Origin of the sequence: Streptomyces diastatochromogenes (assembly GCF_002242805.1) — a bacterium.
Classification (GTDB): domain Bacteria; phylum Actinomycetota; class Actinomycetes; order Streptomycetales; family Streptomycetaceae; genus Streptomyces; species Streptomyces diastatochromogenes.
On the sequence record NZ_MCGQ01000036.1, the window covers coordinates 1 to 10,993 of the forward strand.

9 protein-coding genes are annotated in these 10,993 nt (G+C 70.9%); 2 read left to right on the plus strand and 7 right to left on the minus strand.

Annotated elements, in window-relative coordinates; translation table 11 throughout:
• Positions 1-252: 252 nt before the first annotated feature.
• Positions 253-1,260 carry a stage II sporulation protein M gene (locus BEK98_RS35005; protein WP_094220769.1) on the minus strand — a complete coding sequence of 336 codons (1,008 nt, stop codon included), beginning with the start codon at positions 1,258-1,260 and terminating at the stop codon, positions 253-255.
• A gap of 143 nt (positions 1,261-1,403) precedes the next feature.
• On the opposite strand from BEK98_RS35005, the gene BEK98_RS35010 reads away from it, so the two are divergent.
• Positions 1,404-2,450 (plus strand): RDD family protein, encoded by a 1,047-nt coding sequence (locus BEK98_RS35010; protein ID WP_094220770.1) that lies wholly within the window; start codon positions 1,404-1,406, stop codon positions 2,448-2,450.
• Positions 2,451-2,487: 37 nt separating this feature from the next.
• On the opposite strand, the gene BEK98_RS35015 is transcribed toward BEK98_RS35010, so the two are convergent.
• On the minus strand, positions 2,488-3,102 hold the full coding sequence (locus BEK98_RS35015; RefSeq protein ID WP_094220771.1) for a hypothetical protein: 615 nt from the start codon (positions 3,100-3,102) through the stop codon (positions 2,488-2,490).
• Positions 3,103-3,208: 106 nt separating this feature from the next.
• A complete protein-coding gene (gene ahcY, locus BEK98_RS35020) occupies positions 3,209-4,666 on the minus strand; it encodes an adenosylhomocysteinase (protein ID WP_094220772.1) in 1,458 nt (485 codons plus the stop codon).
• Between the two features lie 469 nt (positions 4,667-5,135).
• Here ahcY and BEK98_RS35025 point away from each other — a divergent pair, with 469 nt between their 5' ends.
• Positions 5,136-7,199 carry a fructose-specific PTS transporter subunit EIIC gene (locus tag BEK98_RS35025; RefSeq protein WP_094220773.1) on the plus strand — a complete coding sequence of 688 codons (2,064 nt, stop codon included), beginning with the start codon at positions 5,136-5,138 and terminating at the stop codon, positions 7,197-7,199.
• 91 nt (positions 7,200-7,290) lie between these two features.
• Here the strand turns inward: BEK98_RS35025 and BEK98_RS35030 are convergent, their stop codons facing one another.
• The 4 genes from BEK98_RS35030 to BEK98_RS48710 all read right to left on the minus strand — a co-directional run.
• The gene (locus BEK98_RS35030) at positions 7,291-8,271 is read right to left on the minus strand and encodes a cation diffusion facilitator family transporter (protein ID WP_094220774.1); all 981 of its coding nucleotides are present in this window, start codon (positions 8,269-8,271) and stop codon (positions 7,291-7,293) included.
• 132 nt (positions 8,272-8,403) lie between these two features.
• A complete protein-coding gene (manA, locus tag BEK98_RS35035) occupies positions 8,404-9,555 on the minus strand; it encodes a mannose-6-phosphate isomerase, class I (RefSeq protein WP_094220775.1) in 1,152 nt (383 codons plus the stop codon).
• Positions 9,556-9,649: 94 nt separating this feature from the next.
• On the minus strand, positions 9,650-10,777 hold the full coding sequence (locus BEK98_RS35040; RefSeq protein ID WP_094220776.1) for an SIS domain-containing protein: 1,128 nt from the start codon (positions 10,775-10,777) through the stop codon (positions 9,650-9,652).
• A 105-nt stretch (positions 10,778-10,882) separates the two neighbouring features.
• On the minus strand, positions 10,883-10,993 hold a 111-nt coding region (locus BEK98_RS48710; RefSeq protein WP_425276642.1), incomplete at its 5' end, for a Trm112 family protein.

Below are 10,993 nucleotides of genomic sequence, written 5' to 3' on the forward strand. Positions count from 1 at the left end.
CCTTTCCGGCGGTTCCGACTTTATCAGAAGTTTTTGGCCGGTCTAACCGGCCGCTCATTTCTGAGTAGTAAGTCGGGGGTGCTTCTCAGCGTCACAGTCGCGACGCCTGGGGAAGCAGATAGATTCTAAACGATCAGCCCTGAACTTGTCCAGTTCTAGGCAACTCATTGAATCTACCTCCCCCCTCCACCCGTGTCAACGGGTTTCGTGGGGCGAAGAGGAGACTAGCAGCTCACAGGCCCTGGACGCACATCAGGCGGCCGTCGGGAGGGTCGAGCTGCGCTCGGCCTCGTCGAGGTCGCCCGTCTCGCCGGCGCGTACCGCCCGGCCGCCGAGGACGTAGACGTACGCCAGGAATGCCACCTCGGCCGCGACTCCGATGCCAATGCGGGCCCACGTGGGAAGGCCGGACGGGGTGACGAAGCCTTCGATGGCACCGGAGACGAAGAGGACCAGTGCGAGGCCTATCGCCATGCCCACCGCGGCCCGGCCCTCCTCGGCGAGAGCGCTACGCCGGCTTCGGGGACCTGGGTCGATGACGGTCCAGCCGAGGCGGAGGCCGGTGCCCGCGGCGACGAAGACCGCGGTCAGTTCGAGCAGGCCGTGCGGGAGAACCAGGCCGAGGAAGGTGTCGAGACGGCCGGCGGAGGACATCAGGCCGATACCCACGCCCAGGTTGAGCATGTTTTCGAAGAGGATCCAGAGCACGGGCAGCCCCAGGAAGACGCCCAGGACCAGGCACATCGCGGCGGCCCGGGCGTTGTTCGTCCACACCTGGGCCGCGAAGGAGGCCGCGGGGTGGCTCGAGTAATAGGTCTCGTACTCGCCGCCGGGGCGGGTCAGCTCGCGCAGCTGGCTGGGGGCCGCGATGGTCGACTGCACCTCTGGGTGGGTGCCTATCCACCAGCCCAGGAGGATCGCGATGGCGGTCGAGATGAGCGCGGTGGGCACCCACCAGTGGCGGGCGCGGTAGACCGCGGCGGGGAATCCCTGACCGAGGAAGCGCGTGACATCGCGCCATGAGGTGCGGCGGGTACCGGTGACGGCGCTGCGCGCGCGTGCCACGAGTTGGCTGAGCCGGCCCGTCAGCTGCGGATCGGGAGCGCTGGACTGGATGAGAGAGAGGTGGGTGGCGGTGCGCTGGTAGAGGGCGACGAGTTCGTCGGCCTCGGCGCCGTTGAGGCGGCGCTGGCGGCGGAGCAGGGCGTCGAGGCGGTCCCATTCGGCTCGGTGTGCGGAGACGAAGACGTCCAGGTCCATCGGGTCTGCCTGCTCCTCGGCTGGTCGTCCACTGCTCGTGGTGGAGGCTCGTGATGCTGTCAGCTTGTCTTACTGCGGCGCGATGCGCCCTCAGCTTGGCAGACTTGCGCTGCACGAGGCAGACCAGGGGAAGGACGGCGGGCGTGAGTGAGCTGGTGACCGGCGAGGCGGTGGCGCTGGAACTGCGGCCTGCCAAGCTGCCGAGCAGGGCGTTGGCGGTGTTGCTGGACCTGGTCGTGGCCGTGCTCGTGTACATCGGCGTGACCTTCGCGCTGGTGGCGGCGACCGCGTCCTTGGACGAGGCGGCCCAGGTCGCGCTGTCGATCGCGACCTTCATGTTGGTGCTGGTCGGCGGTCCGATCGCGGTGGAGACGCTCAGCCATGGGCGCTCGCTCGGGAAGCTGGCGTTCGGGCTGCGGGTGGTGCGGGACGACGGTGGGCCCATCCGGTTCCGGCACGCGCTGGTGCGGGGCGCGATCGGTGTGGTCGAGATCCTGATGACCTTCGGGATCGTGGCCTGCATCGCCTCGCTGGTGTCGGCACGGGGTCGGCGGCTCGGGGACGTCTTCGCGGGCACCCTGGTCGTACGCGAGCGGATTCCCGTGGGGCGGGCTGGTCTCGTGCCTCCGCCTCCGCCGTGGCTGGCGGGGCGGTTCGCCGAGCTGGACCTGTCGGCCGTACCGGACGGGCTGTGGCTCGCCGTCCGGCAGTACCTGACGCGGATGCAGCAGCTCGATCCTCAGGTGTCCTGGGACATGGGGCAACGACTCGCTGCCGATCTCGCTGCTCGTACGGGGGCTCCGACGTCGCAGGGCGTGCACCCGGCTGCTTTCCTGGCGGCTGTGGTCCATGAGCGGCAGGCTCGCGAGGCCCGGCAGGCCTTCGGGGGCCCGGGGCCTGTGGTGACCGGGGGTGCGCCGTCCGGTTTCGCGCCCGGCGCGCCTGGTGGTGCCGTGCCCGGTGGCTATCCGCCGCCGGGGCCGCAGGCGTCCGTGCCGAACGCGTATCAGCCTCAGGCCCCGGTCTGGCCGCAGGGTTCTGGTCAGCCCGCCCCGTCCCCGGGGCCGGGCTTGCCGCAGTCTCAGGCTCCGGCCGCGCCGCCCGCGACGGCGCAGCGCGATGAGCCGCCGTCCGACCGGCCGGCCACGGGTTCGGGTTCGGGTTCCACTGGATTCGCTCCGCCCGCATAGCGGGCCGCCTCGCGCCGCCGGCTTCGGCGGCGTGGGCTCAGTCGAATCTCGACGGCGGTGACTGGAGGTCTTCCAGCTCGATTCCGGGCGCGGACAGGACCACGTCTCCGGCGATGTGCACGGTGTGCTGTTCGCCCGTGTCCAGGGCTGTGACCTGGTATTCGTCCACGGTCAGGGGGCCGTTGTCAGTGGCGTGTGCTTCGCTGTTCACCAAGGCCCAGGACTGGTCCACGGTGCGTGGGGCGAGGACCGGGTCCGTGAAGGCCACGAGGCGTACGCGGGTCGCGGCGGACGAGGGGGTGAGGCGCAGCAGACGGGCGGTGGCGACGAGGAACGCGGGGGACGTGCCGGTGAAGGCGTGGGCGCGCACATTGCCTTCGGTGGCATGGGCTCCGGTGGGGTCGGTGCGGACCCAGGTGACGCCGTCGAGAGCGGCGCCGCGCACCTGCCAGCCTCCCGCGTGGAGTTCGAGGCGGATGGGGCGGCCGAGGTCGTCCAGGGCGAGGTCGACCGAGCCGAGGTGGTCGCCCGCGGGGGTGGTGAGCTGGGAGACGTAGCGCCAGCCGGAGGGGCCGGGGGCGCACTGGAAGTGTTCTTCTGCGAGGGGGGTGTGATCGTGCGGATCGTGGAGCGAATAACGGCCGCGGGGCATGGGGGTCCTGGAGCTTGACGGGCTGGGTCCGGCCGGAGGCCAAAGGGGCAGGCCCCCGGCACGGGGGTGCGGGGGCCTGCCTCGGAGGAACTGCGGACCTGCGGACTCAGTAGCGGTAGTGGTCCGACTTGTACGGGCCGTCGACCTCCACGCCGATGTAGGCGGCCTGCTCGGGGCGCAGCGTGGTGAGCTTTACGCCGAGCGCGTCCAGGTGGAGGCGGGCGACCTTCTCGTCGAGGTGCTTGGGCAGCGTGTAGACGCCGGTCGGGTACTCGTCGGGCTTGGTGAACAGCTCGATCTGGGCCAGGGTCTGGTCCGCGAAGGAGTTGGACATCACGAACGACGGGTGACCGGTGGCGTTGCCCAGGTTCAGCAGGCGACCCTCGGAGAGGACGATGATCACCTTGCCGTCGGGGAAGGTCCAGGTGTGGACCTGCGGCTTGACCTCGTCCTTGACGATGCCGGGGACCTTGGCGAGGCCGGCCATGTCGATCTCGTTGTCGAAGTGGCCGATGTTGCCGACGATGGCCTGGTGCTTCATCTTGGCCATGTCCGAGGCCATGATGATGTCCTTGTTGCCGGTCGTGGTGACGAAGATGTCGGCCTTGTCGATGACCTCGTCGAGGGTCGTGACCTGGTAGCCGTCCATCGCCGCCTGCAGGGCGCAGATCGGGTCGATCTCGGTGATGATCACGCGGGCGCCTTGGCCGCGCAGGGACTCCGCGCAGCCCTTGCCCACGTCGCCGTAGCCGCAGACGACGGCGGTCTTGCCGCCGATCAGGACGTCGGTGGCGCGGTTGATGCCGTCGATCAGGGAGTGGCGGCAGCCGTACTTGTTGTCGAACTTCGACTTGGTGACGGCGTCGTTGACGTTGATCGCCGGGAAGAGGAGGACGCCGTCGCGCTGCATCTCGTACAGGCGGTGGACGCCGGTGGTGGTCTCCTCGGTAACGCCGCGGATCTCCGAGGCCAGCTGGGTCCACTTCTGCGAGCCGTCCGTGATGGTGCGGTGCAGGAGTTCGAGGATGACGCGGTGCTCGTCGGACTCGGCGGTGTCGACGCCGGGGACCTTGCCGTCCTTCTCGTACTCGACGCCCTTGTGGACGAGGAGGGTGGCGTCACCGCCGTCGTCGAGGATCATGTTCGGGCCGCCGGTGGGGCTGTCCGGCCAGGTCAGCGCCTGCTCGGTGCACCACCAGTACTCCTCCAGGGTCTCGCCCTTCCAGGCGAAGACCGGGACGCCCTGCGGGTTGTCGGGCGTGCCGTTCGGGCCGACGGCGATGGCGGCGGCCGCGTGGTCCTGGGTGGAGAAGATGTTGCAGGACGCCCAGCGGACCTGCGCGCCCAGGGCGACCAGGGTCTCGATCAGGACGGCGGTCTGCACGGTCATGTGCAGGGAACCGGTGACACGGGCGCCGGCCAGGGGCTGCGCCTCGGCGTATTCCTTGCGGATCGCCATGAGGCCCGGCATCTCGTGCTCGGCGAGGGTGATCTCCTTGCGGCCGAACTCGGCCAGGGAGAGGTCGGCGACCTTGAAGTCCTGTCGGTTGTCGACAGTCGTCATTGCGAGCTGCTCCTCGGGATTGGGTCGAGGTGGGTACGGCTGGTCTGCGCGGCGGCGGACACAGGGGTGCCCGAGAAGAGGCACAGGCATGCCCACGTACGCGCAGCGCAGTCCGTCGGAGGCCCTCTCTCCCTCGGTCGGTCCGCTTCGGGACCGCCCGACCGCCATCAGCAGCGACGTCTGGCTCCGTCCCAAGCTACACCGGAGGGCCGGGCCATCCCCAGTCCGCCTGCGAACAGTTCAAGTCGTTCCGGGGATGTGGCCGGGGGCGGAGCGGGGTTTCGCAGGCGGGTGGGTGGGGGGCGGGAAAGTGTGGGGCGGGAGCCTACAGACCGGTATGGACTGGGAATTCCGCTCCTTTTGAGGCGTGGGCGGGGTGGTGCAGGATGCGGGGTGATCGGGAGTTCCGATCGATCTCGCGAGGCGTCCGGGACGGCGCCTTGTGTGACGAAGGCGTTAGGAGATCGACGTGACCAGTCCGGCCGGCCCTCCCCCCACGGGCGGCGGTGACGAGCCGCAGCGGATCAAGCTGCTGGCGGTGACCGCGTGCCCGACCGGCATCGCACACACGTACATGGCGGCAGAGAAGCTCGCGCAGGCCGCCGCGGGCCTCGGTATCGAGATGAAGGTGGAGACACAAGGATCCATCGGGGCCGAGAACGTCCTCGATGACAACGATGTCAGATCGGCCGACGGCATCATCGTCGCCGCGGACAAGGACGTGGACCTGAGTCGTTTCGCGGGCAAGCGGGTGCTGACGGTCGGGGTCGCCGAGGGCATCCACCACCCCGAGCGGCTGATCGAGCGGGTGCGGTCGGCGCCCGTGCACACGCCCGGCGGGGCTGCCACCGGGCCGGCCTCCGGGAACGGTGGCGGCAAGGAGCGGGGCGCGGTCTACAAGGCGCTGATGAACGGTGTCTCGTACATGATCCCGTTCGTGGTCGTCGGCGGTCTGCTGATCGCGGTCTCGCTGGCGCTCGGCGGGCATGCGACGGCCAAGGGGTACGTGATCCCGGACGGCACCTTCTGGGCGCACGTCAACGCGATCGGCGGGATCGGCTTCCAGCTGATGATTCCGATCCTGTCCGGATACATCGCCTACGCCATAGCCGACCGGCCCGCTCTGGTGCCGGGCATGATCGGTGGCTGGATCGCCAACACGGGGGCGCTCTACGACTCCAAGGCGGGCGCCGGCTTCATCGGGGCGATCGTGACCGGTTTCCTGGCCGGTTATCTGGTGCTGTGGATCAAGAAGGTCCGGGTCCCGAAGTTCGTACAGCCGATCATGCCGATCATCGTGATCCCGATCGTGGCGACGACGGCGCTGGGGCTGTTCTTCGTCTATGTCATCGGCAAGCCGATCTCCTGGGTGTTCGAGCACCTGACCAGCTGGCTCGGCGGGATGACCGGCAGCAGTGCGGTGCTGCTGGGCGCGATCCTGGGCCTGATGATCGCGTTCGACATGGGCGGGCCGGTCAACAAGACGGCGTTCCTGTTCGGCGCCGGACTCATCGCGAGCGGCAACCAGACGGTGATGGGCATGTGCGCGGCCGCGATCCCGGTGATGCCGCTGGGCCAGGGCCTGGCCACGCTGATCCGCAGGCGGCTGTACACCGAGCAGGAGCGGGAGACGGGGCTGGCGGCGCTGTTCATGGGCTGCTTCGGCATCTCGGAGGGCGCGATCCCGTTCGCGGCGGCACGGCCCGCGCAGGTGATTCCGGCCAACATGCTGGGTGGCGCAGTGGCCGGTGCGGTCGCGGGGCTGGCCGGGGTGAAGGACGCGGTGCCGCACGGCGGGCCGGTCGTGGCGGTGCTGGGCGCGGTGAGCGGTGTGCCGATGTTCTTCGTGGCCGTGGCGATCGGCGCGGCGGTGACGGCATTGACGACCGTGGCGCTGGTGGACCTGGCCGAGCGCGGCAGGCGTGCCGAGCCCGAGCCGGCTGGGGCTGGTGCGGTCGTTCCCGGGCAGGCTCGGCGCGAGCCGGTGGCGGCCGTCGCCGCTCCGGCGGTCGCGGTGCTCCACGGGGCGTCCGCCGAGGAGGTGGCCGGTTCGGCGGAGGCCTCCGGCGAGGTGCCTGAGGTTCTCTCCGGGTATCTCACCGGGCGGACGGTGCAGGTCGGTCTCGCCGCGGACGGCAAGAAGGCCGCGATCCGGGAGATGGCGGAGCTGCTGAGCCGCAGTGGGCGGGTCGCCGACGTCGAGGAGCTGGTGGCGGTCGCACTGCGGCGCGAGGAGCAGGGGACGACGGGGCTCGGCGAGGAGATCGCGATTCCGCACGCCAAGACGGACGCGGTGACGGCGCCGGTGGTGGGGTTCGCCCGGTCGGCGCAGGGTGTCGAGTGGGGTTCGCTGGACGGTACGAAGGCTCGGCTGGTCTTCATGATCGCCGTGCCGGAGGCGGCTGCCGGGGACGAGCATCTGCGGATCCTCGCGCTGCTGTCCCGCAAGCTGATGGACCCCGGTTTCCGGGAGCGGCTGCTGGCGGCGGCGGAGGAGCGAGCCGTACTCGACGTGCTCGGTGAGGTCGGGTGAGCTGATCTCTCCTGACCTCGGGAGAGGCGAAGGGCGCCGACGGTGACGTCGGCGCCCTTCGCCTGTACAGCCGACTTGGGGGATGAGCCCCTCAGTGACCGACCGGGTGCGGGGTCGGGCCGCCCGGGGTCGCCTCCGGGTCGGGGCCCTTGGCGGCCTCGGCCTCGCTGTAGATGTCCGGCTCCAGGTAGATGACCCGAGCGATGGGGACGGCGGCGCGGATGCGGGCCTCGGCCGCGTTGATGGCGTTCGCGACCTCGGCGGCCGTGTCGTCGTGCTGGACGGCGATCTTGGCGGCGATCAGCAGCTCCTCGGGGCCGAGGTGGAGCGTGCGCATGTGGATGACGCCGGTGACCGTGTCGCCGTCGACGATCGCGGCCTCGATCTTCTTGACCTCTTCGATGCCCGCGGCCTCGCCGAGCAGCAGCGACTTGGTCTCGGCGGCCAGGACCAGAGCGATCAGGACGAGCAGGACGCCGATGCAGACGGTGCCGATGCCGTCCCAGATGCCGTCGCCGGTGAGCAGGGCGAGGCCGACGCCGCCGAGGGCGAGGACCAGACCGATGAGCGCGCCGAAGTCCTCCAGGAGGACGACCGGCAGCTCGGGCGCCTTGGCCCGGCGGATGAACTGCGACCAGGACAGCGTGCCCCGCAGCTCGTTCGACTCCTTGATGGCCGTGCGGAACGAGAAGCCCTCGGCGATGATCGCGAACACGAGGACGCCCACCGGCCAGTACCAGCGCTCGATCTCGTGCGGGTGCAGGATCTTCTCGTAGCCCTCGTAGATGGCGAACATGCCGCCGACGGAGAACAGGACGATCGAGACGAGGAAGGCGTAGATGTAGCGCTCGCGGCCGTAGCCGAAGGGGTGCTGCGGGGTCGCCTCGCGCTGGGCCTTCTTGCCGCCGATCAGGAGCAGGAACTGGTTCCCCGAGTCGGCCAGCGAGTGGACACCCTCGGCGAGCATCGACGAGGAGCCGCTGAACGCGAACGCCACGAACTTCGATGCCGCGATCGCGAGATTGGCGCCGAGTGCCGCCACGATCGCCCTGGTACCGCCTGACGCGCTCATGTGTCCGCGTTGTCCCTTCGCCCTCGTACGTCTACGCCGTCCAGGCGTGCGCCCGTCTTTGCCCGTGCTTTGCCGGTGGGCCATTCTTGCAGCCCGGCCGGGCGGCGGGGCGTCAGGTATCCACAGCCCCGGTCATACGATCACAGTGGCGCGGAAGACCGTACCCGCGCCGGACACCTCGGCCTTCTCGCCGGCCGGGACGAAGACCGACTGGCCGGGGGCGAGATCGTGTTCGCCGGCCCGGACGGTACCGGCCGTGCAGAGCAGGATCTGCGGGGTGTCCAGGGTGAGGTCGTGGGTGGTGCCGCCCTCGGGGAGCACGTACCGGGAGAGCCGGAACTCGTCGATCGGCGTCTCGTAGACCTCCTCGCCGTCCGGGGATGCCTCGGGGCGCAGTACGCCCGGGTCGCCGGCCTCGAAGCGGACGATGCGCAGGAGTTCGGGGACGTCGACGTGCTTGGGGGTCAGGCCGCAGCGCAGGACGTTGTCGGAGTTGGCCATGATCTCGACGCCGAGGCCGTCGAGGTAGGCGTGCGGGATGCCGGCGCCGAGGAACAGGGCCTCGCCGGGCTGCAGGCGGACGTGGTTGAGCAGCATGGCGGCGATGACACCGGGGTCGCCCGGGTAGTGGTGGGCGAGGTCGGCGTAGGGCGCGTAGTCGCCGCCGAGGCGGGTGCAGGCGGCGGTGGCCTCGGCGACCGTGTGGGCCATCTCCTCCGGGTCGGCGCTGAGGACAGCCGTGAGGACCTCGCGCAGGGCGGCGTCCTCGGGGTGGGCGTGCAGCAGGTCGACGTACGGCTTCAGGGAGTCGACGCCGAGGCCGTCGAGCAGGTCGGCCGCCTGGACCGGGTCGCGGAAGCCGCACAGGCCGTCGAACTCGGTGAGCGCGCAGATCAGTTCCGGCTTGTGGTTGGCGTCCTTGTAGTTGCGGTGCGGGGCGTCGACGGGGATGCCGCGCCGCTCCTCGTCGGCGTAGCCCTCCTTGGCCTGTGCCAGGTTGGGGTGCACCTGGAGGGAGAGGGGGGCGCCGGCGGCGAGGATCTTGAGCAGGAAGGGCAGGTGGGGGCCGAACTTGGCGACCGCCTTCGCTCCGAGTTCCTTCTCCGGGTCCGCGTCGATGACCTCGACGAGAGTCCCGCGCGCGGTGCGCGAGGGAGCACCCGGGTGCGCTCCCATCCACATCTCCGCCTGCGGTTCGCCGGTCGGCTCCACGCCGAGCAGGTGCGGGATGGCGGTGGGGGAACCCCAGGCGTAGGGGCGGATGGTGTTGTCGAGGCGGTCCATGTGGTTTCTCTGTCTCCGTACGTACGCTGCTCGGCCTGCGCTGTCGTCGGTCCCGCGCCGGTGGTGGGCGCGGGTCGGACGACCTGGAGCAAGATCAGGCGCCGGAAGCGAGCGCCAGGTAAACGGCGGCGAAATCCGTGATGGCGATCAGTTCCGCGAGGGTCTCCAGATCGCCGCCCTCCTCCGGTTCCAGCTCGCTGATCGGCGTGTCGTGGCTGAGGGCCAGGTCACGGGCGGCGGGAGCGGCGGTGAGGCCGCCGATCGGGCGGTCGCGGAGCAGCACCACGCGCGCGTGCAGCGCGGGCGTCTCCTCCACGCGGTCACGGAAGAAGTCCTCGGGGTCGGCGCTGGCCGCGAGGGGACCGGCCAGCAGGGCGCTGTGCGCGGCGAGTGCCTCGGGGAGTTCGGCGACCAGGGCGGGGCGGCCGGCCAGCTCGGCGAGCGCATCGGCGAAACGGCGGCCCGCGGGCCCGGCCGAGCTGCCCTCCGTCCAGACGACGGGCAGCGTGTCGGCGAGTTCGGCGGCGAGGGTCTTGGCCGGGTTGCTGTAGGTCGCGATGGCCGGGCCGCAGCGTTCGGCGATGTGGTCCAGGCGGTCGGCGATCTTCTCCAGGTCCTCCGGCGGGGCGGTGAGCAGGCCGATGCGGTCGAGGAGCGCCAGCAGCGGGGTGAGCAGGGCCCAGAAGACGCCCGGGGAGGACGCGGCGAGGGGTTCTTCCTGGTCGTACGGCGACGTCGCCATCGGTACGAACAGGCCGTGCGCGCCGGCCATCGCCTCGGCGAGCGGGGTGCGGGGCGGGGCCACGGCGACGAGCGAGCAGCCGCGGCGGTAGGCCTGCTCCGCGAGCAGGGAGAGGCTGGGTTCGGTGCCGTCCGGGGTGGCGATGAGCAGCAGGTCGACAGAGCCGGCCCAGCCCGGGAGGTCCCAGCGCAGTGCGCCTGCGGCCGGGGCGACGCCGGTGGGGGCCAGTCGGGTGACGGGGCTGCCGGGGCCGGCAAGGCTGCTGATGAGGTCGGCGGTGTGGGTGGCGGCGGTTCCCGGGCCCGCGATCAGGACGGCGCGGGGCCGGCCGTCGGGCTTGAGGTCGCCGACGCCGGCCTCGATGGCGTGCCGGGCCGCGGTGCGTACGCGGGCGCCGGCCTCCGCCGCGCCGCGGAGGAGGCCTCGGCGGTCGGCCTCGGCGAGGCCCTCTGGGGCGTCGAGCAGCGATTCGTCGAGCATGGGCGGCAGCCTCCGATCGCCGGGGGTCCTGTGCGGGGGTCGAGCGCGGGGGTGGGCGCCCCGGCGTTGCGGGGCGACGGCCTTCTGTGCGGGGCGGTGGGCCTCTTACGCGGGGCGGCGGGCCTCGTCGACGAGCAGGACCGGGATGCCGTCGCGGACGGGGTATGCCAGGCCGCAGTCCTGGCCGGTGCAGATCAGCTCGGTGTCCTGCTCCTT

What these genes read in the sequence shown, in the direction of transcription:
- manA (WP_094220775.1), bottom strand. Translation starts at nt 9,555, where the DNA reads ATGGACCGCCTCGACAACACCATCCGCCCCTACGCCTGGGGTTCCCCC.
- BEK98_RS35005 (WP_094220769.1), bottom strand. Translation starts at nt 1,260, where the DNA reads ATGGACCTGGACGTCTTCGTCTCCGCACACCGAGCCGAATGGGACCGC.
- ahcY (WP_094220772.1), bottom strand. Translation starts at nt 4,666, where the DNA reads ATGACGACTGTCGACAACCGACAGGACTTCAAGGTCGCCGACCTCTCC.
- BEK98_RS35015 (WP_094220771.1), bottom strand. Translation starts at nt 3,102, where the DNA reads ATGCCCCGCGGCCGTTATTCGCTCCACGATCCGCACGATCACACCCCC.
- BEK98_RS35030 (WP_094220774.1), bottom strand. Translation starts at nt 8,271, where the DNA reads ATGAGCGCGTCAGGCGGTACCAGGGCGATCGTGGCGGCACTCGGCGCC.
- BEK98_RS35040 (WP_094220776.1), bottom strand. Translation starts at nt 10,777, where the DNA reads ATGCTCGACGAATCGCTGCTCGACGCCCCAGAGGGCCTCGCCGAGGCC.